The sequence below is a fragment of the Fusicatenibacter saccharivorans genome (assembly GCF_027667425.1).
Taxonomy (GTDB): Bacteria; Bacillota; Clostridia; order Lachnospirales; family Lachnospiraceae; genus Fusicatenibacter; species Fusicatenibacter saccharivorans.
The window spans coordinates 36886-61856 of sequence record NZ_JAQEGR010000012.1 but is presented as its reverse complement, the minus strand read 5'-3'; the positions used below and the strand labels follow the sequence as shown (position 1 = coordinate 61856).

Below are 24971 nucleotides of genomic sequence, written 5' to 3'. Positions count from 1 at the left end.
TTCTGTTGTTTACTCCACGCTTTTCAGCGATTCAATCATATCAATTTTTCTTAACCGGTAGAACATCATAAAATTGACGAACAGAGCAAACGCCAGGGTAATCAGGGCGCTCCAGCCGTAGCTCCGCGGGAACACGTTTCGTCCGAACATCATCATATCGACCTCGACGGTCTGAATTACGCAATGATGTAAAAACGTTCCAATTCCCATGCCCGCGATAACGCCGAACAGTGTCAGCACCATGTTTTCCCGGTACACGTACGATGCCACCTCGCCGTCGAAGAAGCCGAGCACTTTCAGCGTTGCCAGCTCTCTCTGTCGTTCGGTGATGTTGATGTTGTTCAGGTTGTACAGCACCACAAACGCCAACAGGCCCGCCGATACGATCAGCACCACGATGACGATGTCGAGGGAACGAAGCATGTTGTCAATCTGATCAATCAGGTCGGATGTGAACGAGATTGCCGCTACACCGTCGTACGTCATGATTTTTTCTCCGAGTGCTGTCTCATAATTGCCCGACATGTCCTGATATTTCATCAGAAGCTGGTTGTAGTCCGGCGCTCCGCCGAACAGCTCCTCGTAGAGATCCGGGGCCAGATACAGGTAATGGCGCACGTAGTTTTCGACGATGATCGAAATCTTTACGTCCACAATATCATCGCCTTTTTTCAGCTGAACCGTGTCGCCTGCTTTTACGCCGAGCATCGTTGCTGTCTTTTCGCTGATGGCTGCGCCGCCGTCGGTCGGGAATTCGTAAACTTCTCCGCTTTTCCGGTCTCGGAAGGCATAGAAGTCATTGAAATTCGTCAGTTCTTTCGGCACTTCAAGCACTGCATCCACGGTCTTTTTGTCGGTCTGCAGTTCGATGTTCTGGCAGTACATTTCCAGCAGCTCATCGATGCCGCTGTAGTTTTCCAGATCGGTCTGCAATGCTTCTTTTTCGGATTCATCCACATCTGAATTCAGCACAGCATTCGCCTGATAGGTGAAGAGGCTGACGAACTGGTTTTTCGCAATCGCGGTGATGGAATCCTGAAGGCCGAAACCGACGAGGATCAGACCCATGCATCCGCCGATTCCGATAACGGTCATGAAGAATCGTTTTTTATACCGCACCAGATTCCGCACGGTTGATTTCTGCGTAAAGTTCAGATGTTTCCAGAGTACGCCGATGCGTTCCAGGAAAATCCGTTTGCCGTTTTTCGGTGCTTCCGGCCGCATCAGCTCTGCCGGACCTGCGGCGAGTTCTTTGTAGCATGCCGCGATCGTCGCCACGCCGGTGCAGGCTGCACTCGCCAGAATCGCAAGGCCTCCCTGCTCCCAGTTCAGCGGGGTCATGTAATACGGGAGTCCGGTATACAGCATGCCGTAGGCATTCATAATAACCCAGGGCAGGATTTTTTCTCCAACCACCACGCCCGCGAGAGCGCCGGATACGGTGGAGAGCATCGCGTATGCGAAATATTTAAAGGCGATCACGCCGTCGGAATAGCCGAGGGCTTTTAACGTTCCGATCTGCTGACGCTGTTCCTCGATCATTCGTGTCATCGTCGTCAGGCTGACGAGAGCAGCCACGAGGAAGAAGATAACCGGGAAGAATTTTCCGATATTCGAGATACGGCCGGCATCCTGACCGAAGCTCTCAGTTGACGTTACCTTATTCCGTCCCCAGACGTACCACGTTGGTTTTTTCAGGTCTGCGAGTGTTTTCTCACCGTCCGCAATTTCCTGCTTCGCATCCGCGATTTCTGGTTCGGCGTCGGCTTTTGCTTTTTCGTATTCGGCTTTGCCGTCCTCAAGTTCCTTTTCTTTATCGGCAATTTCCTGTTTCGCATCCGCAAGGGAGATTTTTCCGTCGGCGATTTCCTGTTTCGCGTCGGCAAGCTGGGTTTCTCCGTCGGCAATCGTCTGCTTGGCTTCGGCGAGCTGAGTTTCTCCATCGGCGATCGTCTGCTTGGCTTCGGCTAACTGGGTTTCGCCGTCGGCGATCGTCTGTTTCGCTTCGGCGAGCTGACTTTCTCCACTGGAAATTGTCTGCTTTGCAGCGGCAAGCTGGGCCTCACCCGACTGAATCGTCTGTCGGTACGATGCAATCTGCTGTTCCCCATCAGCAAGCTGGGCTCTGGCAGCCGCAAGCTGAGTTTCTCCGTCTTTTAATTTACTGCGGTTCGTCTCAATCTGAGCTTCTCCGTCGGCAATCGCTGCTTTGGCGGATGCAAGCTGGGCTTCGCCATTCTCAATCTGTTTCTGATAAGCTTCTGCCTGTGCTTCTCCATCCTGAAGCTGGGCAAGAGCCTCTGTAATCTGAGCTTCGCCGCTTTCCAGTTCTTCTTTTGCAGAAGCAATCTGTGCCTCGCCTGCGGCGCATTCCTGCTCTTTTTCTGTTAATTGTGCATCTGCAGCGGCAAGCTGACTTTCTGCGTCGGTAATCTGAGCTTCTGCAGCCGCAAGCCGGGCTTCCGCATCAGCGCTTGCTGCTTCAAACGCTGCGATGTTTTGTTCCAGAAATGTTTTCTGCTCCTGCATCGTGAAAAGCTGCTGTGCTAACTCTGTCTGCTTTGCTTCCAGCGCAGTTTTCTGTTCCAACAGGGATACATATGCTTCATCTTCCTCTGTCAGTCCGTCAAGCTGAGCCTCAATCACCTCGATCTGACCAGTCACTTCTGTCTGCGCAGCCTCCACCATCGGAAGCTGCCTGGAAATCTGGGCTAACTGATCCTTGGCTGTCTCATACTGACTCTTCTGTTCTTCATACGCTGCCTTCTGCGCTTCATACTGTGTGCGTCCTGCAGCGGTTTCTGCTTTCTTGTTGTCCAGTTCCTCGCGTGCAGCGGAAAGCTGCTCCTTTGCAATATTCAATTCCGTTTCTTTTTCGGAAAGCTGCTCTTTTGCAGTATTCAGCTCCGTCTGCTTCCGAGTCAGTTCGGTTTTTGCCGCCGAAAGCTGCGTCATTTTTTCCTCTAACTCTTTTTTGCCGGATGCCAGTTCTGTTTCTTTCTCTGCAATCTGTGCTTTTCCGTCGGAAAGTTCTTTCGCTTTTGCCTCAAGTGTGGTTTTTCCACTTGCAAGTTCATCGGCTTTCTGATTCAGCTCCGCTTTTCCGCTTTCCAGCTCTGCCGCCTTTGCTTCCAGCGTCGCTTTTCCGCTCGCAAGTTCCGCCTCTTTATCTTTCAGCGTTGCCTTGCCGGATGCCAGCTCCTGCTCTTTATCGGCGATGGTTGCTTTCGCACTGAGAAGTTCCTGCTCTTTGTCTGCAATGGTCTGTTTTCCGTCAAGGAGTTCCTGTTCTTTCTCAGCAATCGTCTGCTTTCCGTCAAGAAGCTCCTGTTCTTTGTCCTTTAACGTCTGTTCGCCGTCGAGAAGTTCCTGCTCTTTGTCCGCAATCGTCACTTTCGCGTCGGCAAGCTGCTGTGCACCGTCATCCAGCTCTGTTTTTGCGTCCGCTAATTTCTGCTCTGCATCAGCGACCTGCTGTTTTGCATCATCAATCTTTTCCTGTCCTTCGGTTTTGACTGCCGTATACCGCCGGTCGCACGCCGCATCCTCGAGCGCTTCAATCTTCGTCTGTACAGCCTTCACCGTCTCATCATACGCATCGCTGTAGCTCGCCTCTTCCTGTGCGCCATCCGCCTGGACGTAAATCTCTGTATAGAGATCCGAGGTAAATGTCTCCGGAAGCAGCAGTGCAAAACTGTTGATGCTTCCGTTTCCAATCGAGCCCGTTCCCCGGTTCAGATCCATATAATAAGGGAGTGTCGCCGAACCAACAATCGTAAACGTGTCCCCGGTCAGCGAATCTGAGAGCGGATCCTCCGTTCCGGAAGTGAACGTTACCTGATCTCCGATCTCACAGCCGGAACTTTTTAGAAACTGCGTATCAACAAGAATTTCATCCTCTTTCTCCGGCATCCGTCCCTCGACCACGCGCGGCTCATTCACACCGTCCGTCAGCGCAATCAGCTTCACAACCTGCTCGCTCTCGCCGATGTCATGCAGCACTTCCACCGTTTTTCCGCCGTAGACCGCTTTCACGCCATCCGTCTTCGCGATATCCGCCAGATCATCGTCTGTCAGCCCCAGCGTTCCAAGGACTTTCAAATCCATATAATTTACTTCATCATAATACCGGTCCGCCGAAACCTTCATATCTCCTTCCGCCGACCGAATGCCCGAGAAAAACGCCGCGCCAAGAAGCACGATGAAAAAGACTGACAGAAACCGCCCCTTGTTCTTTGTGATTTCCCGGATAAAGTCTTTTCGAAATGCTCTCATCGTCCACCTACCATTCTATCTCTTCCACCGGCGTCGGGTTCTCATTTGTTTTCATTCCCGCCACTTTTCCGTTTCGGATTTTAATCACGCGGTCCGCCATCGGTGTCAACGCCGAGTTGTGAGTGATGACAATGACCGTCATCCCCTTCTCCCGGCAGGTATCCTGCAGCAGCTTTAAGATCGCTTTTCCCGTCACATAATCGAGCGCGCCGGTCGGCTCATCGCAGAGCAGCAGTTTCGGATTCTTCGCCAGCGCACGCGCAATCGCCACACGCTGCTGCTCTCCGCCGGAAAGCTGCGCCGGGAAGTTATTCTTTCGCTCTTCCAGCCCAACCTCCGCAAGCACCTCCGACGCATCCAGCGGATGCTTACAAATCTGCATCGCCAGCTCCACATTCTCGAGCGCCGTCAGGTTCTGCATCAGATTATAAAACTGAAAAACAAATCCAATATCCTCCCGCCGGTACTGGATCAGCTTCTTGCCGCGGTATTTGCTGATTTCCGCGCCGTCCACCAGCACCTTTCCGGAAGTCGCCGTGTCCATGCCTCCTAAGATATTCAGAACGGTCGTCTTTCCCGCGCCGCTCGGGCCGACAACGATCACAAACTCACCTTTTTCCACATCAAAACTGATTCCATCCGCGGCCTTGATGGTGACTTCACCCATTTTGTATGTCTTGGTTACATCCTGAAGACTCACATATCCTGCCATGCTCTTGTGTTCCTCCTATGTAAAATTCAATATCCCTCATTTCTTTTATTGTACCAAGCCGTTGCCGCGGCGGCTAGTCCTAAGAAGGCGAATTTACTGTTTTTTTATAAATATTCCTGGGCAGACCGCATTCTCAGCTTTTGCATTTTTCCATACATTTGCAGAATAAAACAGCCGCTACCGTGCTTGCTGCCGTCGCTGCCAGTGCCGGTCCGACAATGGCCGTTGGATGCACGCTGCCATACTGGCTGCGGTAGGCAATCACGTTGACCGGTATCAGCTGCAGGGAAGAAATATTTAAAATCAGAAAGGTGCACATTTCCCGGTTTGCAGTTCCTTTCGGAACAGCGGCCGGATTTTTGTTTTTCCGCCGTTCCTCTTCCAGCTCTTCGAACTGTTCCATGGCAAGAAGGCCCGGCGGCGTTGCCGCTGCGCCAAGACCGAATACATTACAGATCATATTTGTGGCAGCCGATTGGATGGCCGGGTGATCCGATGGTACCTTTGGAAACAAAAAGCGCATGACCGGTCCCATCTTTTTTACCAGGCTGTCGATCATTCCCGCTTTCCCTGCAATCTCCATCAGCCCGCTCCAAAGGCCCGTCACACCCAGAAGAGAAATTGCCAGCACAACTGCCTCTTTTGAAGCACGCAGCGCACCGTCTGTCACCTCCGGCAGCTTTCCGCAAAAAGCACCGTAGGCAATACCAAGAAGAAGCATACCGCTCCAGAGTCTGTTCATGGATTCACCTGCGTTCATCCGTTATCTTTATACGATATGCTTCTTTTCTGTTTTTCATGATATTCTGTTTCAACCCACAGATAAGACGCCGTTGTCACGCCCGCCAGCTTTGTGAACAGCTTTGCCACCGCGGTATCTGTTTTCTGTCATTTCTTTCTTTTGTTCTGTCGTTCACAGCCTCCTGCGCTTCTCTCCATTCCAAAATAAGTTTTGTTTTCCCATAAAATCAATTTTCTTTTAAAAAAATCGGATCATAGGAATCATTAAAAGTTTAATTTATGTTTTCATCTGATTTTTTGTCTAATTTTTATGCCTATTTCATATAGTTTTTCAAATAATAGTATAATAAACACAAATTTTAGCCGGAATCGGATCATTCTATTCCATACCAAAACAACAATCCGATGCCCAAAATACAAGAGCGCATTACTTGAAACGCTTGACTTCAGGAGGGAAAATATGAGTGCAAAATTAGTATTAACAGTAAAAGATTCCAATCGAATGGCAAAAGATCTTTCCATGAGCGTCATGGACAAAATGTTTCATCCACTCAAGTACAATAAAATGATGAATTCCAAAGCAAAAATAGGCATCTTTATTGATGACGAAAAAGAAGGAACTTTATATGAGGCATCTAAGACTCCATATGAAATCAGCTTAACTCCTGGCGTTCATCGTATTTCTATGATAGATCCGGCAAAAGACAGCAAAAAAGGGAATGTCAATCTGATGGGGTCCATCATTGGATTTTCTGCAGGCAGCGGCCTCGCAGAACAAATATCCGTCGGCGAAATAGGAAAATCCTTAGCCGGTGCCATGTTTAAAACTGGTGATGGTTACCTGGATCTGGATTTAAAAGACGGAGATATCTTAAAAGTTCAGTGTCAGGCCGGAATTGGCGGAAAAGTATCTATCAAAGTATTAAAATAAGAATTGCCAAAGCATATCATGCAAAGCAATCGGATGACAAGGGAGGCAAAATATTTTTTGCCTCCAACATCATTTTATCAGCAGACACCTGGAGGAAATAAAATATGGACTTTCCTGTTTCGATTCCATGGGAAACTCTTGATCCCGAAATATTACAAAAAGCGATAAATTCAGGTAGTAATTACAGAACCTATTGTGATGAAAAATCATGGGATATTTCTTTTGAAATAGAATTTCTGGAAAAAGAAGAAATCATCTTTCTTCTCCTGGTTGAGCACGGACGCCGCAAAGGCGGAACTTCTGTGCAAAAGACAAATGAACGAACGGAAATTTCCAAATATACAAAAGAAGAACAGGCAAAAATGGTAAATGCTTTTAATCAAAAACTTGATACTTACGAAGCGTGGAACTCTCTGTTTGTCGGACCAACGACAAGTATGTTTGGAAACCATGTGTATGAATCCTATATGGACTATATGTATTCCTGGGATCACTTGGGCGACAGAATTTTTCTGTCCAATTATTATGAACGTCAATTATATTCTGTGCAATCCGATACCCATGTTACAGTAAAAAGCAATCAGGAAGGATATGATTCTATCTATGAGCTGGCGCAGGCAAAGGTAACAGACCATACCTTAGAAGGTATCTGCTGGAATTTTTTCCCGAAGCTCCTGTTTTCCAAGGGAGATCTCGCGGGTGCGCCGTACCATGATGTCTATCATCGTCTGGAAATTCTGACAGATACAGAATATCTGCTTGTTCCGGCGCTGCTTTCACTCAAAGAAAAATATGAAATTACAGCAGTCGCCGGAAATCTGGATTGCCCGCAGATGCATTCTCATGCAATGACACTGAAAGCAGCAGTACAACAAGCTATTTTTAAAAATATCTTTGGAAATCTCTTTCCGGAAAATGGATTTTTGCTACAGAAAGCCCCAAAGAAAATGCTGCTTTCTGCTCAAAAACAGGCAGAGGAATTTTCTGTTGCGTCTATGAATGCCCGAAAATATCCCGAGCTCCTGATGCAGGCAGCTGCAAAAGAAAATTTTCATTGTACAGCCTTTCAGATTCTGCAATTTTCCAACAATCCATATCTGTCGGCCTTTGATAAAACAGATCTTTTCAGAAGATGCATGGCCATCAGTAATCAATCAGAAGAACCGGGAATCTGGAAAGAAACCTATCAGAATCTGCTCCGGGTAATGATCTGCAAAATAACTTTGGAGGAATCTCAGTTCAGCGATCCGGAGAGCACCAAAGAATTACAGGATTTTACAGAACACCAGCAAGAAAAGCTGGAACAGGAAATGCAGTTAAAAATCCCAAAAGAAAAAACTGCTGAAATTTTATTGATGAATGAACTGAAATGTATGCTGGCATGCATTTCCGTCGTAACAGCAGAAAAAATACAGGGACACAAATGCACCGAATTGGCCGAGAAGAGCTGGCGTCTGGCAGAAAGTATCGAATATATATGGAATGCAGAAATTCTAAATCCACAAATCAGAGAAACTGTGTCCAAAGCATTCATCCGCATTTGTATCGGATGTGGATCTATGTATCTTCAGAATGTACAGGAAGAACATATAAATCCCGAGCAGATCCAGGAAGCAGCGGAAGAAATCTCATTACTTCTGTATCATTACAGCGATCTTTTGCTTCCGGAAGAAATGCCGGTCTATCAAATCCCTATCTATCAAACGCTCCAAATTGCAAATATGAGACTGGAGCGAAAGGAAAATGCATTGTACTATGCCCAAAAAGGAGTTGTATTGTGTGATCTGTTTTCTGCTGGTCAGAATGCGCAATTAAATGGTCTCATTCAGGATTCAAAAAACATGTTTCAGCAATATATCAATCAAAATGTACCTGCTGCATCCCGCCCGGCAAAAAAGAAGGGGCTTTTCTCCCGGCTCTTCCAGAGATAGCAGGAGAAAAGCTGTCCCGAAAGAACCCTTTATTTTCCTGGAAGCGCGGTTTATAAGGTGCCTCCATATTCCAAAATCATGTTTCGAATAATATCCAGCGTCTCCTCCTGTGACCATGCCATGTTTCCATTCTCCAGAAACTGGCAAAATTCATATAGTTTTTGTGAGAAGCCGGATTCTTTTAAAATATAATATTGCAATCCATGACTTGTATTGTTCCAAAATGCAATTCCATTATGAACATTAGAGCTACATACAATGGAGATGTGTTTCGGCAGCTGGACGAAATTTTCTTTTACACAAATGCAGGAATGAGGTGTGTGCAGCATATATTGATAATAACTTTTCAACAGCCACAGGCGCATCGCAGGATCAAGAGGCTTATAAAGCATATCCGGATAGCCTGCAATGCGTCCCTGCTCCATTAATTGTCGTAAGCCAGATATACAGAAAATATGTACCATACTTTCCGTTTCCATGTGCCGGATCCGCTGAAAGAGAGAAGATAAAAGCTGTTCTTTTTCCACTCCATCCAGGATGATCTGCTGTTTCAGTACATTTAACGGAATCAGATGCAGAAGACATGGTGAATATTCAATATAATAGTTATGCGTTACATAGCCTTCATTCATCATAACATTGACATCTTTTACATAAGCATTTAAATCAGAGCAAAACAACATTTCCTTTGCTATTTTTCTTTCCTGAATAAAGGAATTCTTCAGTAATTGTATTTGTTGCGCATCTCTGAGAATAATTCCTTTCGCCGTATGAAAATTGATTCCAATTGCAATATGGTCTGTGATCAGCCAGTTAGGAAGTAAGCCTGCTTTTTTCGCCTCGGACTCAGCAGAAGAAACGTAATAATAAAATGGTTTGTAGTTTTCATAGTTCATCGCCGGTTTCAGACTGCATATTTTCCGAAGGTTATCCAGTGTATTTTCCGTTGTCTGATTCTGCAGCAAAGGAAAAAGATGCTCTAATCTGCGATAGGGCACTTCATGAATAATCTGAACAAGATATCGTAAATGTTCCAGTGAAATTTCCGGAGTACATAAGCAAATCGTGGAATCGGAAGCATTTATCATTGCTTTTCGAATACACGCATAAATTGCAAAGATATTGTCCAGCGTCATATCCGTATCCGGAATTCCTGAAACACTTGGAGAAACAGAGACTTGAGGAAATTCAACCACATCCTGCTGGATAATACGGATCAGTTCTTCCATACATTGCCACTGGCTCTTTCCCATTTTTTCCTGGCGATAAAGGAACAGGAGATCTGCTCTTGTATTTCTGGTGCATTCCATCGCATCAAGAAGACAGGTCAGGCGCTCTTCTTCTTTTGGAATACGTTTTCCTTTACTCATTTTAGAAATGTAATCCAGCTGCATACCACTGGCCTCAGACAGATAATATAAAGTTTTTCCTGTATTTTTTATTTCCTTTTCAAGCCTTTGTGAAAAATCGCTCATGTAGTATCAAAGTTCCTTTCCGGACAACAGCAAATATCCGATGGCTTGGGCAGAATGCTGTTTTCCTGTCGACATTGATCTAAGTATACAGGAAAAATCCAAAATATGCAAAATTTTTCACACAAATTCATCTGCTTTTTCTGCAAAAAAGCTTTATATCATTTATAACATTACGAAGGAGAAAACTAATATGCTTTTCATCGCTATCCTAATCTTAATCTTTTTGATGTATCGATTTTTTACCTTTCGTGCCGAAATGGTTTTTACCATGTCCTTAATTGCCCCGATCATGATCGTAATCGGCGCCTGCTATTTACCTGGAAAATATCATGAAGCCGGAATTTTTCTTCTGGTTATCGGTGCATTTATGCTGGCCGTTGTTCTGCTTATCTGCCGCCTCACTGCACGGGGTGTTGAAAAAGGACTGCGGCTGGAGTATTACAAAAACCTGATTATTTATGGCGCCCTCAAATTTTTACAGAACCTTTCTAAAGCAACGATTGTTTTTAGCTTTCTGGCCGCTTCACTAGGCGCCTTCTCTATGGACTACAAAGAAAGACTGGATACCAAAGGAAGAAAAATTTATGTAGATGATAACCTGCGTGACCCGGAAGGCAACCAGTATGAAGAAGTAGAAAAGTAAAAAAAGCAGGCACGAATCACCTTTTTCGGGAATCGTGCCTGTTCTTTTACGTATGCATCAATTTCAAAAATTCATTCTCCGGCATTTCAACACCAAGTAGTGTCTTCATCATCTGAAGAAATACATCATCGGTTTCTTTTTGAGCGTTCAGACAGACCATGATGACCGACAGTTTATCATCCTCTTTCCTCTTGCTGCATTACTTTTTGTTTCCCCTTACGCTGTTTTTACTATAGCATATTTTTCTCCTGTTTGCACCTACCTACAGGACTGCTACTAGCTACTCTCTCAAGATGCAGCGTATCAAAAAGGGAGCTTCCGCTTCACAAATTTTTATTCGTTAAAAGTGTATCATTGTGAAACGCTCGTTGCGTCCGCCAGAGGAAGCCTGTGGATCTGCCCGGAAGAAGTCTCCTGTGACTATTTTGACTGGTGCGAGGGAAAACTTTCCGCGATCAACCAGTACCATGGTGAATACATGGCGCAGTACAACTGGGCTGAGTTTACCAACGGGGAGCTGAACTGGGGGAGAGGCCGATAAGAAATTCACACAAATCTGACTATTTATGATATACTGAATGAAATGCTCTTAGTTCTGAATTCTTTTATGCTCCGGCACAGATCTTTCGGGACGAAATTTTACTTTTCTATGTCGAAATCCACCATTTTTTCGACATACGAAGAAAGGAACGTTATGAAAATTATTTTTATCCGCCACGGCGAACCAAATTATGAAATTGATTCTCTGACCGAAAAAGGCTGGCGCGAGGCCGAGCTGCTTTCGAAACGCACAGCGAAATGGAATGTCACCGATTTTTACTGTTCTCCGCTTGGCCGTGCAAAAGATACGGCTTCTTTTACGCTGAAAAATGCGGGCCGTGAAGCTGAAATTCTCCCATGGCTGCGGGAATTTGATGCACCCGTCCTGGACCCGGAGACTGGAAAACGCCGGATTCCATGGGATTTTCTGCCGGATGTGCTCGATGCAAACCGGGATCTCTATGACCAGGATCTCTGGACGAAAAATCCGATCATGCAGACCGGAAACATGGACGAGAATTACCATTTCGTGACCGACGGACTCGATGCACTGCTTGCGCGCTACGGCTATGTACGCGACGGCTACCGCTATCACGCTTCGGATGAAACAAACCGTGAAGCCGTCATCGTCTGCTTCTGCCATCTCGGCGTCACCTGTGTGGCACTGTCGCATCTGCTGAATATGACGCCGGTACAGCTCTGGCAGGGCATGTTCCTGGCACCGACTTCCGTCACAATCGTCGGAAGCGAGGAACGCAAGCTGGGCGAAGTATACTTCCGCTGCCAGACCGTCGGCGATGTCCATCATCTGCTTTCCGCGGGCGAACCGGTTTCGTACTATGGAGCCTTTAATGATCCATTTCAGTTTTAAAAATCACAAAAAGGAGTCTTTTATCATGAATGAAGCAAAATTTCAGGCAAAATTAAGAGAATATGCAAAGCTGATCGTAAAAATCGGCGCAAATGTACAGAAAGGACAGCGTGTCCGCCTCCAGGCCGGCGTCGATCAGGTTCTGCTTACCCAGATGGTGACAGAGGAGTGCTATCAGGCGGGCGCAAGCTATGTGGAAGTGATCTGGGAATGCGGTGAGATCAACAAAATGCATTATCAGTATGCCACCGCAGAAACGCTTGGCGCGGTTCCGCACTGGGAAGAAGAGCGTTTCAAACAGATGACGGTTGATCTGCCGGTTCGCATTTTCATCGACTCCTCCGATCCGGACGAGCTCGCCGGCATTCCTGCGGACCTGCTCTCCACCGTTCGTCAGATGCGTGGAAAGGTCATTAAAAAATACCGTGACCAACTTGATGGAAAGCATCAGTGGCTGATCGTTGCCGCCGCTTCTCCAAAATGGGCAGAAAAAGTATTCCCGGGCGAGCCGGAGGATATTGCTGTTGAAAAACTGTGGGATGCTATTTTCGACTGTGTTTACTTAAAAGACGGCGAAGATGCAGAAAAGATCTGGCAGGCACACTGCGACCTCATGACCCAGAAAGCCAGCTGGCTGAATGAGCAGGCATTCCACAAGCTGCATTACACCAGCAAAAACGGTACGGATTTCACCGTTGAGCTGATTCCGGGCGCAAAATGGAGCGGTGCCGGTGATATCAACCATACGAACAACACCTTCTATGTTCCAAACATGCCGACCGAAGAAGTCTTCACCAGCCCGATGAGAGGAAAATGTGAAGGCCGTCTCGTTTCCACAAAACCTTTAAGCTGGTCGGGACAGATCATCAACAACTTTACCGTCGATTTCAAGGATGGAAAAGTCGTTGACTGCCACGCAGAGCAGGGCGAAGAGGTTTTGAAAAAAATGTTCGCCATGGACGCCGGTGCTGCAATGCTCGGCGAGGTTGCACTCGTTCCGAAAGAATCTCCGATTAACCAGTCCGGGCTGATGTTCTTTAATACCCTTTTCGATGAAAACGCATGCTGTCACGTTGCAGCTGGCGCCGGTTTCCCTGAGGTGCTCGATGGATTTCTGGAGATGAGCAACGAGGAAATTCTGGAAAAAGGTGTGAATGATTCTCTGATCCACGTTGACTTTATGGTTGGATCGGATGACCTGCACATCGTAGGTATCCGCGAAGATGGAAGCGAAACCGATATTTTTGTAAATGGTACCTGGGCAGAGTAAATCTGCTGTTTTTCGCAATAGAAGCAGGGGACTTCCTTTATTTAGTCAAAAAAACAGACCCGGGGCAATCTACCGTTTTTTGTAGACTGCCCCGGGTTCTGTTTTTGAAAAAAATTAGTTTCCAGACTTTCCTTTTCTCATATAAGGATTTCGATACAGCGAAATCACAAGTTCTGCTGCCATGAAGCACCAGATGATCGGTTCGCACCAGATCACGGCACTGTAGTGGTAGCGCGGGATAAACACCATCGCAAAAATAATTTTTCCGAAAAGCTCAATAAAACTCGACAGCAGCGGAAGAATCTTTTCTCCGAGTGCCTGCAGTGCAAGGCGGCTGCAGTTGACGAGGCCGAGCGCAAAGAAGAACGGAATGGCTACACGGAGGTAGCGGGCTCCGTTTCCGAGGACAGTCGGGTCGGACGAGCCGGAGATCAGATGAACCATCGTCGGTGCAAGCGGCGTGACAAGAAGAATCAGGCATGCGGTCACGCTGAAGCAGAAAATATAAGCATAGCGAATGCCTTTCCGTACGCGCTCCCAGTTGTCCGCGCCGCGGTTCTGTGCCACATACGTGTTGACTGCCTGTGCCATCGAGGAAAGCGGCATCATCGAGAAGGAAAACAGCTTTCTCGCAGCCGTGTGTCCCGCAATTGTTTCATAGCCAAGGCTGTTGATGCCCGGCTGCAGGACAATCGAACCGACATAGATAATACTGCTCATAAATCCCATCGAAAATCCCTGTGCCAGAAGCTCCATGTACAGTCCGCGATCCGGTTCAAAATGACGTTTTTCCGGAAGCAGAATTTTTGCTTTGGTAACAATATAAATCAGGCAGAGCACGACGGAAATTCCCTGCGCAATCACGGTTGCAATTGCAGCACCGCGAACACCCATGCCGAAAGAACGGATAAACAGCAAATCCAGTACAATGTTTACCAACGATGAAATAATCAGGAAAACAAGCGGCATAAAGCTGTTTCCGATTGCTCCCAACAGACCGGAGCACAGGTTGTAGGCAAACATGACAAACAGAAAAACGGATAGAATTGAAATGTAGCTGTAGGATTCTTCGAGGATTTCTGCCGGTGTTTTCAGCAGCCGCAACAGCGGATGCATGAAAATCGTTGCAAGAACGGTGACCACCAGTGTAACGGTAATACCAATAACGATACAGGATGCAACGGATTTTTTCATCCGTTCCGTCTCCTGTCTTCCAAAGCATCGCGCCGTGACGATCGCGAGCCCGTTTCCGACGCCGAACGTAAATCCGGTCATCATTTCATAGATCGACGAGCAGGCACCCATAGCTGCAATCGACGAATCGCCGAGTGTATGGCCGACAATCAGTGTGTCCATCGTGTTGTAAATCTGCTGAAATACACGGGATGCCATGATCGGAAGTGCAAAAAGAAGCAGAGATTTCAGAATCGATCCGTGAAGCAGATCAACCCGGGAACTCCGCTGAGTTTGTGACTGTGACATAAAAAATTTCCTCCCTCAAAAAAACTTCATTACGCCCATTATAACAGACGGGAGGAGCTACCGGGCAAGGAAAATCTCCAACTCTGTAAAAAAATATAATAATACAAAACTTTTACCGCTTTTCGTCCATGATCTGTCTCTTTCCCAGAAGCAATCCGTTACAGTTCACTGATATCTAGCAAACTGTAACATTCGCAGCCCTCCTTTTGCTTCGCAAATGGAGAGCTGCTCACGCCTGAATCACTTTCTTACGCAGTGAAATAACAAGTGCTTCATTGCAAAGTGAACTGTAATCGTATTCCTGCATCTGCCTCCGTTTTTGTTATTCTTTTCCCACTTTAGCGATATGCAATACTCTGGTTCTCAAATACCACACTTCCATCTATGGCTCCCAGACAGATTCCTTCTCCCGGACTGGTATACATGCGGGTGTTCAGGGCAACTCCATCCACATATAATGTGGCAATTGTATCATCCACAATAATCTGTACATGATATTTTTTCCCCGGTGTCAGACGGATCAGACGTTCCAGACCCATATTGTTCATCTGCGGCCATGGCCAGTTCGGAGATTTTTCGAAAATCACACGATCCTTCGGGCATTCAAAGGTAAAGGAATAAAATTCATCATCTGCTTCCTGTGCTCTTACCCCGATCGAGAATCCACGCGTACCTTCTGTAAACGTAACATCTGCTTCATATCGATAACAGTCACCGGTGTGTGTCAGCACATGTTTCAGTGCTCTTCCCGATTCTTTTTCCAGTTTTACATCATCAATTTTTTTCTCATCTTTAAATGCATTCCATACGGTATCCGGGATCCGGCATCCAAGTGTGCCGTCTTTCCTCTGGTACAGCTCATGTGCAACAAACGTTCCCGCCCAGATAAAATCTTCCTTGTCCGAATCCGGCGTATAGCGAAGATTTGCGCTGTCTGTCTCATTCGCACGTGTAGGAACCCAGCCAAACAAAATTCTCTGATTATTTAACATAAAGGTTCTTCCGGCATAATAAGCTCTTCCGTCAAACGCATCGTCATCCGGTGCAATCCACGGTCCTTTGAGACTCTTTGCCATTCGATACACTTGTGTGGAAGCATGAGAATATTCTGTTGTAATCAGATACCACCAGTCACCCATCTTAAACAGATCCGGCATCTCATGCATCGTAAACAGATCCGGTGCCCAGAAGTCTCCCTGAAACTCCCAGTCCACAAGATTGTCTGATGTAAAGTAAACCGTTCTTCCTGTTGTTTTATGCTTGTCGCCTTCCAGCCGTGCACCCAGAATCAGGATATATTTTTCCGATTCATCATCCCACAGTACAAACGGATCTCTCCAGTCATCCGGATCATATCCCGGCTGCGGAGCAAATTTTACCGTATCCTGAGTTTTCGTCCAGTGTTTCAGATCCTCGCTGACCGCATGCATCAGTACCTGTGACGGTTTTCCCTGTTTGGGATAATCCCGGTTGTAGCCGGTATAAAATGCGTGATATTTTCCTTCCCGATCCTCGCAGATACTTCCGGCAAAAATAAACTGATCCTGCTCTTCATCGGTTCCTCTTGGAATTGCTGCTCCACAATCCTCATATGTCACAAAGTCCTTTGTTGTTGCCAGATCCCAGCCAAACGGCTCTCCGAAAGGACACGGCACTCTGGTATCTCTCTGATGAAACAGATAAAAGGTGTCATCCTTTCCAAATGGCATGCAATCTCCAAACCAGGTATTCGGATGCTGATAATAGATTTTCATACTTCTTCCTCTCTTTCCTGCCCGCCGGCATATCGTTATTCTTTTCCCAGTAAATACTGATAAATATCTCTCTTCGTCACGCCACGGTCTTTTGCCACGAGCTTCATCGCCTCTTTCCGCGTAATCCCCTGGTCTTCATACCGTTTCATATGTTCCTCAATCGAAATCTCCTCAAACGCAGCCTTCGCTTCGTCCTCGATTTCTTTCTGGCTTCTGCCTTCGATCACAAGAACACATTCGCCCTTCGGATCTTCCTGCTCATAGCGTGTGATGGCATCTTCCATCGTAGTCTGCCATGCCGTCTCGTGCTTTTTGGTCAGCTCACGACAAATCGTCAGTCTGCGATTTCCGAGCGTTTCCAGCAGTTCTCGCAATGTCTTCAGCAGATGATGCGGCGCCTCGTACACGATCATGGTTCGTGTCTCATTTTTCAGCCGCTCCAGCGCCAGCTTATGCTCTTTTTTATCCGGTGGAAGAAATGCTTCAAACACAAATCTTCTCGTCGAAAGTCCCGACAGCGTCAGTGCCGTCACGCACGCGCACGCGCCCGGCAGGCTTGTTACTTCAATTCCCGCCTCATACGCCATTTTTACGAGTTCCTCTCCCGGATCGGAAATTCCCGGCGTTCCTGCATCCGTAATCAACGCAATGTTCGTTCCCGCCAGCAGCTTCTGCACCAGTTCGCGTCCCTTGTCGTATTTGTTGTATTCGTGATAGCTTGTCATCGGCGTGTGAATTTCAAAGTGATTCAGCAGCTTAATGCTGTTTCTCGTATCCTCCGCCGCGATCAGATCGACTTCCTGCAGAATACGGATTGCACGGAAGGTCATGTCCTCCAGATTTCCAATCGGTGTTGCACACAAATATAATTTCCCTGCCATATTGATTCCTCTTTGCCAGATCTTTTCCGGCAATTTTCTTTCTATTTCAAAACTCCTGCAAATTCTGTCCCCAAGTGTCCTATTTAATAACGATGTATTAGAGCGTGTCTGTACGGGTTTCTACCTTCCATCACCGTACAATTCCCGGATATCCTTTGTATACACGCCCGGTGTCTCATACACAATCAGCGGCTTCTCCACGGTAATTCTCGGATTCCCGCCCTTCATCGCCTCAATCAGCACCATATTCGGCTCCTTGTCCACGAACGGATATACCAGCTGCATCCTTTTTGGTTCCAGATGATACTTTTTCAGCGTTGAAAAAATCTCTGCCAGCCGGAACGGCCGGTGTACCAGATAAAACCGTCCTTTTGTCTTTAAAACCGCCGACGCTTCTTTTGCAATATCATCAAATGAGCACAGCACCTCATGCCGCGCAATTGTTTTCGCCTCGAGCGCATTCGTCAGTCCGTGCTGTCCTGTCATATACGGCGGATTGCACGTTACCACATCAAATACTTCTTTTCCAAACTGCTGCGATGCCGTCTTCACATCTCCCCGGAAAATCTCAACTTCATTTTCCAGATGATTATACCTCACACTCCGCTGCGCCATCTCGGCGCTGTATTCCTGAATTTCCAGCCCGGAAAAATGCTCTCCGTTTGTCTTTGCTTTCAAAAGAATCGGTACAATTCCCGATCCTGTACAGAAGTCCATCGCACACTCCCCGCGTTTCACCTTTGCGTAGGAGGCCAGCAGCACTGCATCGATTCCGTAGCAGAAAAGGGATGGATTCTGTATCATCCAGTAACCGTTCTGCAGATCATCGAGCCGCTCTCCCGGCTTCAAAAATTCTTCTCTGTTTTCCATAAATCCTTCCTCTTTTTCTGCTCCGGCGAAAAAAGTCTCCGTCGCTGCAGATCTTCCCATCTTCTATCCTTTTCGCATGCAAAATGGTAGTATCAAAACAACCTGCTTTGCCTATTGGATGCCTCACTTCTCTGCGTTCCAGTATACCAGATTTCCCCGCTTTTGTCATTTGCTTCCGCAACGCATTTCTCGCCACAAAGAATCCTGCTTTGCAGGATTCTCCGCCTGCGGCGGGTCGCTCCGGCGACCTAATTCCCCTCTGCCGCAGTGCGATCCTGCCCGGAGGGCTTTTGCTTTACAGGAAATTTCAACGAAGTTTTCTGTAAAGCCAAAAGCCTGTGCACCACAGATTTCGTGTGAGCACAGGACTTTCTTTATCTTTTTCTTATTCCGGCTGTTTTGCCTCTTCCGAAGAAGCCTGCTCCCCGGAGCTGTTTCTGTCTTTTTTCTTCTCTTTGCCTTTTTCCTTCTTATGCTTCGGCTTGAACTTGAGCTCTTCCACCGGGCACTCCCGCATTTCCTTCTCATCGTTCACATCCACCAGCACTTTTACGAGCTGACGAAGCACATTCACACCGGAAACCTCACCTTTCATGCCGTCCGGCAGCGTTACGATATCGCCGACACCCGGCAGCTTGCGGTTCAGGTATTCATAGGTTTCCTGCTCGTTTTTCAGGCAACACATCAGTCGTCCGCAGACACCCGAAATCTTCGTCGGGTTCAGGGACAGGTTCTGCTCTTTTGCCATCTTGATCGAAACCGGTGCAAACTCGGACAGATACGTATGGCAGCAAAGCGGTCTGCCGCAGATGCCGATTCCGCCGAGGATCTTTGTCTCATCGCGGACACCGATCTGGCGAAGCTCGATTCTCGTCTTAAAGACAGCCGCCAGATCCTTTACCAGCTCACGGAAATCAATTCTTCCGTCGGCGGTAAAGTAAAACAGCATCTTGTTATTGTCAAACGTATACTCTGCATCGATCAGCTTCATCTCCAGGTTGTGCGCCCGGATCTTCTTCTGGCAGATTTCAAACGCTTCTTTTTCTTTCTTGCGGTTGCTCTCCTCCCGCGCATCATCCTTCGGCGTTGCAATGCGGATGACTTCTTTCAACGGCTGGATCACCTTGGAATCGTCAACTTCTTTTGGCCCCAGCACAACGAAACCATACTCTACGCCGCGCGCCGTCTCAACGATAACGTGGTCGCCCACGCAGATGTCCAGCTCTCTCGGCGAGAAATAATATACTTTTCCTACGTTTCGAAAACGTACTCCTATAATTGTTATCATGCTATCAGTTTTCCTTCATTGTCAGGAACATAAGCTCCATGGTTAAATCAAAATTAACATTCGCGTTCAGGCGGGCTCTCGCCTTCTGAATCGCCTCTATAATCTTCTCCAGGCCTTCGTATGAGCTCTTATTTGCTCTCTCACGGATTCCATTCAGCTCCTGCTTGAACACAAGGGAATCGACCTCTTTTGTCGCCTTAAAGAGCAGAACATCGCGGAACCATAAAGAAAAGATATCGAAGTAATCATCAATATTGTCTTTTTCGGCCGTCAGTTTTTTGATCGTCTCCACGATTTCATACAGCGGCATACTGTCGGCGTACTTTGCCATGCGGAGTGCACTTTCCAGCGTCTCCTCGTATTCCGGAGAACGGGCAATCCGCTCTGCTTTTCCGATATTTCCCTGCGCCAGGGACGCATCAACCTCTGCCTGGTAATCCGGCACATGCATTTCGTTCATCAGATAATCTTTCACAAGCTGGTCTCCCACTGGTTTTAAATTTAACTGCACGCAGCGTGACGAAATCGTCGGAAGCAGCGCATCCGGGTTGTCTGCCAGAAGCATGACAACTGCGTAGGCCGGCGGCTCCTCGATCGTCTTCAGCAGCGCGTTCTGCGCCTGAAGTGTCAGCTTCTGCGCCTCGTCGATGATATAAATCTTGTACGGACTGCTGTACGGCTTGATCATCACATCGTTAATGAGCTGCTCGCGGATTTCATCGATGCTGATGGTGTTCGGCTTTTCATGCTTCACATAAATGATATCCGGATGATTCTGGCTCTGTGCCTTTTTACAGGACGGGCATTCCATACAGGGCTCGACCCCGTGCTTCTCGCACTGAAGCGTCATCGCAAACAGTGAAGCCATCATTTTCTTTCCCGATCCACTCTCTCCGCCAAAAAGATAAGCATGAGATACTTTATTCATCGAAATGGCATTCTGTAAATGCGTTATGATTTCCTGATGTCCTACAACCTTCTGAAAACCCTGCATAAAATCACCCCCTGGAGTTCTTTTGTATTTCTTACTAATACTGCATTAAGTATATCACAACTTTTTCTGTTGTTCCACAAAATTCTGAATTTCGGAAAAACAGTCTTCCGGCGTAGAATTATTGAAAAATCTGCGGACAATTCCAGCTTCCGCAATTTTCTCCTCCGTAAAATCCTCACAGTCCGCCAGGAATCTCCGGCACATCTCCGCGTATTTCGGCTCTGTCTGTTTTCTTTCCCGTTCCAGTGCCCGCGAAAGCCGCAGCCCATCGTCCACCTCGACATACAGCGGAACCATCGCCTGCTCCCCGAAGTATGCCTTTAATTTCAGATACGATTCCAGTGTCCCGATTCCGAGATAATCATGCTTCACAAGATCAATCTGCCCGTCATCCGCCGTAAAATAATACCACGGCCCCTGCACCGTCGAATACATGCGCTCCTCGATAATCTTTCCGGCCTCCCGCAGTTCCGAAAGCCGTTTTTCATCCACAAAGAAATACTCTCTTCCGTCCTGCTCCCCGCTCCGGATCGGCCGTGTTGTATACAGGACAAACGGTTTTAAATCCAGCGCCGTCTCCTGGATCAGATGCTCATAAATATGATCTTTCCCTGACGCACTTTTTCCCATCAGATAGTAAATTTTTCCCATTTTATCTCTCCCCGAAACACAGATTCTTTATGCCTTAAACCGATATCCAACGCCCCAGATCGTCTCGATATACTGCGGCTTTGCCGTATTAAACTCAATCTTTTCACGGATCTTCTTGATATGCACCGTAACCGTCGCAATATCTCCGATCGACTCCATATCCCAGATCTCCCGGAACAGCTCCTCTTTTGTAAAGACGCGGTTCGGATTCTCCGCAAGGAAGGTCAGCAAATCGAATTCTTTTGTCGTAAACTGCTTCTCCTCGCCATTCACCCACACGCGGCGTGCCGTCTTGTCAATCTTGATGCCGCGGATCTCCACGATATCATTTTCCTTCTTGCCGCTTCCGACCAGACGTTCGTACCGTGCCAGATGTGCTTTCACGCGCGCAACCAGCTCACTTGGGGAAAACGGCTTTGTCATATAGTCATCCGCACCAAGGCCCAGTCCGCGGATTTTATCAATATCATCCTTCTTTGCAGAAACCATGATAATCGGAATATCCTTCTTTTCACGCACTTCGCGGCAGATCTCAAAGCCATCCACCTCCGGCAGCATCAGATCCAGGATCAGCAGATCAAAATCCTCCTTGATCGCCCGTACAAGACCGGTGTCTCCCTGGTTTTCAATCTCCACCTCAAAGCCCGAAAGCTCCAGATAATCTTTCTCCAGATCTGCAATGGATTCCTCATCCTCAACAATCAGTATTTTACTCATGAAACAGGTACCTCCTGATATTTTCTTAATACAAAGTACATCGTGGTGCCCACCCCTTCTTTGCTGGTGGCCCACACTTTTCCGCCGTGGTCTTCGAGAATTTTCTTCACAATCGAAAGGCCAATTCCGCTGCCGCCCCTCGTGCTGTTGCGGGACGCATCGGTGCGATAAAAGCGATCGAAAATCTTCGTCAGATCCTTCGTCGCAATTCCCTTTCCGTTATCCTCAATCTCCACCTGCACAAAATCTCCGACATCGCGCAGACGGATGTTGATGACCTTATGGCTCTTGTCCATATATTTGATGGAATTGCTTACAATATTATTGATGACACGCTTGATCTGCTCCGCATCCGCAATGACGACCGGGTCGTCCTCGAGGTAATTAAAGTATGTCAGATCCACATGCTGCGCGTCAAGTTCCAGATTCAGCTCCTCCACGCAGTCATCAAAGTAATCTGCGATGTGGATTTTTGAAAACGTATACGGAATACGGTTCGTGTCAATCTTGGAATAAAACGTCAGCTCATTAATCAGACAATCCATCTCATTTGCCTTATTGTAAATCGTGCGGATGTAACGGTCCATCTTCTCCGGCGTATTCGCCACACCGTCCATGATGCCCTCCACATATCCTTTGACCGCGGTAATCGGCGTTTTCAGGTCATGCGAAATGTTGCTGATCAGCTCTTTATTCTCTTTGTCGAACTCAACCTTTTCCTCCGCCGTCTCTTTCAGCCGGATGCGCATCTCCTCGAAGTCCTCGCAGAGATCATTGATCTCTGCCACACCACACGGCTCCACGGTAAAGTCAAGATTTCCGTCTTTGATGTTCTGCGTCGCCTTCTTCAGCTGTCCGAGCGGGCCGATCACACCGCGGTAAATCCAAAGGCTCAGGCCAAGGCTGGTGAACACCAGAATCAGAACCGTCACAACAGCAAGTTCTCTTGCCATACCCGTAATCTGCGGCGCAATCTGATCTGTCTTGGTTACGATAAACGCACTGCATTCTTTTCCGTCCACGTTCTCATAGTCCACCTGTTTGACCATCCACTGTTTTTCATTTCGGAAATAAACACCGCCTTGGGAATTGGCGCCTGGATCGCCGTATTTCGGCAGCTCATTTTCCAGTTCCTCCGACGACAGCTCTGCCGATCCGTTGTAAATGATGGTTCCGTTTTCACACACCGCAATAAACGACTGTTTTTTCTTCAGTCTCGCATTCAGAATGGCGAGATAATCCGTTTCTTCCAGCATCGAGGTATCCGATTTTGCGGTCTTCTCCACCTCGTCGTACTCTTCTGCTGTCATCGCATTCAAAAGCAGCGTATTGTTCGAAATGGTTCGATACGTTGCGTTTGCGAGACCATATTTTTCACCAATGCTCTTCGTCTTATACCCTACAAAAAAGTAAAACGTTAAGGCGCACATCACAATCGGAACCAGTATGATGATGAAAAAAGAAATGATGACTCTCGTCCGTAATTTCATGCTTTTTTTCTTTTTTTCCATATAAAATTCACCTGTTTTCCAACACATATTTCGTATTTTCCGCGCCCGCAGGACAGAAAAAAATCCTCAGTACGCAGTCTAAATTTATTATAGCACAACGCCTGAGGATTTTTCATTAACTTAGATGAATCTTTCTAAACTTTCTATAAACACAAGGTTCGTACGAACAACCGTGTTTTAAAGGTATTTTTTCAGGTCTTCTACCTTGTCCAGTTTCTCCCACGGCAGATCCAGATCGTTTCTTCCGAAGTGTCCGTAAGCGGAAGTCTGTTTGTAGATCGGACGGCGCAGATCCAGCATTTTGATGATTCCAGCCGGGCGAAGATCAAAGTTCTCGCGAACGATATCGGTCAGTTTGTTGTCGGACAGTTTTCCTGTGCCGTAGCTGTCGATCATGATAGAGGTCGGATGAGCGACACCGATTGCGTAGGAAAGCTGAACCTCGCATTTATCAGCAAGACCTGCTGCTACGATGTTCTTTGCTACGTAACGTGCTGCATAAGCTGCAGAACGGTCTACTTTTGTGCAGTCTTTTCCAGAGAAAGCTCCGCCGCCGTGACGAGCGTATCCGCCGTAGGTGTCTACGATGATCTTACGGCCGGTCAGACCGGAATCTCCGTGAGGTCCGCCGATTACGAAACGGCCGGTAGGGTTGATGAAGAACTTGGTGTGCTCATCTACCATGTCTGCCGGAATGATTTCGTCGAATACGTATTTTTTGATATCCTCATGAATCTGCTCCTGGGATACTTCCGGATCATGCTGAGTGGAAAGAACAACCGCATCAAGACGGAACGGTTTGCCGTTCTCATCGTACTCTACGGTTACCTGTGTTTTTCCATCCGGACGCAGGTATGTTAAAGTACCGTCTTTGCGGACTTTGGTCAGCTGGCGAGCCAGTTTGTGTGCCATGTAGATCGGGTATGGCATGTACTCTTCGGTCTCGTTGGTTGCGAATCCGAACATCATTCCCTGATCTCCTGCTCCAATGGCATCGATCTCCTCATCGCTCATATTGTTCTCTTTTGCTTCGAGCGCTTTGTCTACACCCATAGCGATATCGGTGGACTGTTTGTCAATTGCAGTTACAACAGCGCAGGTATCTGCGTCAAATCCGTATTTTGCACGGTCGTAGCCGATTTCGCGAACGGTATCACGTACAACCTGCTGGAAATCAATGTGTGCGTTGGATGTAATCTCACCCATTACCATAACGTATCCTGTTGTAGTACAGGTTTCGCAAGCTACGCGGCTCATCGGATCCTGCTCAAGCAGCGCATCCAGAATCGCATCAGAAATGGCATCACAGATTTTGTCCGGATGTCCTTCGGTTACAGACTCAGAAGTAAACAGTCTTTTTTCCATTCTTTTTCTCCTTTTTTTCTTCTCTTCTCTTTTGCTTTTCGTTCGTGGGCTTTGGCTTTCCCTGAACAT

At 47.2% G+C, this 24971-nt stretch carries 20 protein-coding genes; 6 read left to right on the top strand and 14 right to left on the bottom strand.

Annotation, left to right across the window (positions count from 1 at the left end; translation table 11 throughout):
- Positions 1–9 precede the first annotated feature (9 nt).
- The 3 genes from PGS38_RS12155 to PGS38_RS12145 form a co-directional block, all read right to left on the bottom strand.
- Positions 10–4275 (bottom strand): ABC transporter permease, encoded by a 4266-nt coding sequence (locus PGS38_RS12155; protein WP_118640833.1) that lies wholly within the window; start codon positions 4273–4275, stop codon positions 10–12.
- A 7-nt stretch (positions 4276–4282) separates the two neighbouring features.
- Positions 4283–4987 (bottom strand): ABC transporter ATP-binding protein, encoded by a 705-nt coding sequence (locus tag PGS38_RS12150; protein ID WP_270476320.1) that lies wholly within the window; start codon positions 4985–4987, stop codon positions 4283–4285.
- Between the two features lie 133 nt (positions 4988–5120).
- Entirely contained in the window at positions 5121–5729 is a 609-nt protein-coding gene (locus PGS38_RS12145) for a hypothetical protein (protein WP_055220413.1), read from the bottom strand.
- 459 nt (positions 5730–6188) lie between these two features.
- Between PGS38_RS12145 and PGS38_RS12140 the strand changes: the two genes are divergently transcribed.
- Positions 6189–6659 (top strand): hypothetical protein, encoded by a 471-nt coding sequence (locus PGS38_RS12140; protein ID WP_055267244.1) that lies wholly within the window; start codon positions 6189–6191, stop codon positions 6657–6659.
- 302 nt (positions 6660–6961) lie between these two features.
- On the top strand, positions 6962–8590 hold the full coding sequence (locus tag PGS38_RS12135; protein ID WP_147399737.1) for a hypothetical protein: 1629 nt from the start codon (positions 6962–6964) through the stop codon (positions 8588–8590).
- A gap of 50 nt (positions 8591–8640) precedes the next feature.
- On the opposite strand, the gene PGS38_RS12130 is transcribed toward PGS38_RS12135, so the two are convergent.
- Positions 8641–9984 (bottom strand): hypothetical protein, encoded by a 1344-nt coding sequence (locus PGS38_RS12130; RefSeq protein ID WP_158583772.1) that lies wholly within the window; start codon positions 9982–9984, stop codon positions 8641–8643.
- 349 nt (positions 9985–10333) lie between these two features.
- Between PGS38_RS12130 and PGS38_RS12125 the strand changes: the two genes are divergently transcribed.
- From PGS38_RS12125 to PGS38_RS12110, 4 genes are all read left to right on the top strand, one after another.
- Positions 10334–10708: a hypothetical protein gene (locus PGS38_RS12125; protein ID WP_147341994.1), complete on the top strand. Its 375-nt coding sequence runs from the start codon at positions 10334–10336 to the stop codon at positions 10706–10708.
- A 346-nt stretch (positions 10709–11054) separates the two neighbouring features.
- On the top strand, positions 11055–11249 hold the full coding sequence (locus PGS38_RS12120; protein ID WP_055220341.1) for a hypothetical protein: 195 nt from the start codon (positions 11055–11057) through the stop codon (positions 11247–11249).
- Between the two features lie 153 nt (positions 11250–11402).
- Positions 11403–12119 (top strand): histidine phosphatase family protein, encoded by a 717-nt coding sequence (locus PGS38_RS12115; protein ID WP_117510703.1) that lies wholly within the window; start codon positions 11403–11405, stop codon positions 12117–12119.
- Between the two features lie 25 nt (positions 12120–12144).
- Positions 12145–13389 (top strand): aminopeptidase, encoded by a 1245-nt coding sequence (locus PGS38_RS12110; protein WP_117801896.1) that lies wholly within the window; start codon positions 12145–12147, stop codon positions 13387–13389.
- 114 nt (positions 13390–13503) lie between these two features.
- On the opposite strand, the gene PGS38_RS12105 is transcribed toward PGS38_RS12110, so the two are convergent.
- The 10 genes from PGS38_RS12105 to metK all read right to left on the bottom strand — a co-directional run bounded on the left by PGS38_RS12105 (position 13504) and on the right by metK (position 24902).
- The gene (locus PGS38_RS12105) at positions 13504–14871 is read right to left on the bottom strand and encodes an MATE family efflux transporter (protein WP_055220337.1); all 1368 of its coding nucleotides are present in this window, start codon (positions 14869–14871) and stop codon (positions 13504–13506) included.
- Between the two features lie 338 nt (positions 14872–15209).
- Positions 15210–16625: a family 43 glycosylhydrolase gene (locus PGS38_RS12100; RefSeq protein WP_055220335.1), complete on the bottom strand. Its 1416-nt coding sequence runs from the start codon at positions 16623–16625 to the stop codon at positions 15210–15212.
- A gap of 35 nt (positions 16626–16660) precedes the next feature.
- A complete protein-coding gene (gene rsmI, locus PGS38_RS12095; RefSeq protein WP_055220333.1) occupies positions 16661–17506 on the bottom strand; it encodes a 16S rRNA (cytidine(1402)-2'-O)-methyltransferase in 846 nt (281 codons plus the stop codon).
- 120 nt (positions 17507–17626) lie between these two features.
- On the bottom strand, positions 17627–18376 hold the full coding sequence (locus tag PGS38_RS12090; protein ID WP_055220409.1) for a tRNA1(Val) (adenine(37)-N6)-methyltransferase: 750 nt from the start codon (positions 18374–18376) through the stop codon (positions 17627–17629).
- Positions 18377–18761: 385 nt separating this feature from the next.
- Positions 18762–19664, bottom strand: coding sequence for a PSP1 domain-containing protein (locus PGS38_RS12085; protein WP_055226011.1), 903 nt, complete (start codon positions 19662–19664; stop codon positions 18762–18764).
- Positions 19665–19668: 4 nt separating this feature from the next.
- Positions 19669–20658 carry a DNA polymerase III subunit delta' gene (gene holB / locus PGS38_RS12080; protein WP_022461270.1) on the bottom strand — a complete coding sequence of 330 codons (990 nt, stop codon included), beginning with the start codon at positions 20656–20658 and terminating at the stop codon, positions 19669–19671.
- Positions 20659–20712: 54 nt separating this feature from the next.
- On the bottom strand, positions 20713–21309 hold the full coding sequence (locus PGS38_RS12075; RefSeq protein WP_117804503.1) for a nucleoside/nucleotide kinase family protein: 597 nt from the start codon (positions 21307–21309) through the stop codon (positions 20713–20715).
- Positions 21310–21336: 27 nt separating this feature from the next.
- Positions 21337–22026 carry a response regulator transcription factor gene (locus PGS38_RS12070; RefSeq protein WP_117801792.1) on the bottom strand — a complete coding sequence of 230 codons (690 nt, stop codon included), beginning with the start codon at positions 22024–22026 and terminating at the stop codon, positions 21337–21339.
- Positions 22023–23516, bottom strand: coding sequence for an ATP-binding protein (locus tag PGS38_RS12065; RefSeq protein ID WP_270476352.1), 1494 nt, complete (start codon positions 23514–23516; stop codon positions 22023–22025). Before PGS38_RS12065 ends, PGS38_RS12070 begins: the two co-directional genes overlap by 4 nt.
- A gap of 198 nt (positions 23517–23714) precedes the next feature.
- On the bottom strand, positions 23715–24902 hold the full coding sequence (gene metK / locus PGS38_RS12060; RefSeq protein WP_055267252.1) for a methionine adenosyltransferase: 1188 nt from the start codon (positions 24900–24902) through the stop codon (positions 23715–23717).
- Between the last annotated feature and the right edge of the window lie 69 nt (positions 24903–24971).

What these genes read in the sequence shown, in the direction of transcription:
- PGS38_RS12075 (WP_117804503.1), bottom strand. Translation starts at nt 21,309, where the DNA reads ATGGGAAAAATTTACTATCTGATGGGAAAAAGTGCGTCAGGGAAAGAT.
- PGS38_RS12090 (WP_055220409.1), bottom strand. Translation starts at nt 18,376, where the DNA reads ATGGAAAACAGAGAAGAATTTTTGAAGCCGGGAGAGCGGCTCGATGAT.
- PGS38_RS12130 (WP_158583772.1), bottom strand. Translation starts at nt 9,984, where the DNA reads ATGCAGCTGGATTACATTTCTAAAATGAGTAAAGGAAAACGTATTCCA.
- PGS38_RS12065 (WP_270476352.1), bottom strand. Translation starts at nt 23,516, where the DNA reads ATGAAATTACGGACGAGAGTCATCATTTCTTTTTTCATCATCATACTG.
- PGS38_RS12085 (WP_055226011.1), bottom strand. Translation starts at nt 19,664, where the DNA reads ATGATAACAATTATAGGAGTACGTTTTCGAAACGTAGGAAAAGTATAT.
- rsmI (WP_055220333.1), bottom strand. Translation starts at nt 17,506, where the DNA reads ATGGCAGGGAAATTATATTTGTGTGCAACACCGATTGGAAATCTGGAG.
- PGS38_RS12100 (WP_055220335.1), bottom strand. Translation starts at nt 16,625, where the DNA reads ATGAAAATCTATTATCAGCATCCGAATACCTGGTTTGGAGATTGCATG.
- metK (WP_055267252.1), bottom strand. Translation starts at nt 24,902, where the DNA reads ATGGAAAAAAGACTGTTTACTTCTGAGTCTGTAACCGAAGGACATCCG.
- PGS38_RS12105 (WP_055220337.1), bottom strand. Translation starts at nt 14,871, where the DNA reads ATGTCACAGTCACAAACTCAGCGGAGTTCCCGGGTTGATCTGCTTCAC.
- holB (WP_022461270.1), bottom strand. Translation starts at nt 20,658, where the DNA reads ATGCAGGGTTTTCAGAAGGTTGTAGGACATCAGGAAATCATAACGCAT.
- PGS38_RS12115 (WP_117510703.1), top strand. Translation starts at nt 11,403, where the DNA reads ATGAAAATTATTTTTATCCGCCACGGCGAACCAAATTATGAAATTGAT.
- PGS38_RS12125 (WP_147341994.1), top strand. Translation starts at nt 10,334, where the DNA reads ATGTCCTTAATTGCCCCGATCATGATCGTAATCGGCGCCTGCTATTTA.
- PGS38_RS12150 (WP_270476320.1), bottom strand. Translation starts at nt 4,987, where the DNA reads ATGGCAGGATATGTGAGTCTTCAGGATGTAACCAAGACATACAAAATG.
- PGS38_RS12110 (WP_117801896.1), top strand. Translation starts at nt 12,145, where the DNA reads ATGAATGAAGCAAAATTTCAGGCAAAATTAAGAGAATATGCAAAGCTG.
- PGS38_RS12155 (WP_118640833.1), bottom strand. Translation starts at nt 4,275, where the DNA reads ATGAGAGCATTTCGAAAAGACTTTATCCGGGAAATCACAAAGAACAAG.
- PGS38_RS12145 (WP_055220413.1), bottom strand. Translation starts at nt 5,729, where the DNA reads ATGAACAGACTCTGGAGCGGTATGCTTCTTCTTGGTATTGCCTACGGT.
- PGS38_RS12140 (WP_055267244.1), top strand. Translation starts at nt 6,189, where the DNA reads ATGAGTGCAAAATTAGTATTAACAGTAAAAGATTCCAATCGAATGGCA.
- PGS38_RS12070 (WP_117801792.1), bottom strand. Translation starts at nt 22,026, where the DNA reads ATGAGTAAAATACTGATTGTTGAGGATGAGGAATCCATTGCAGATCTG.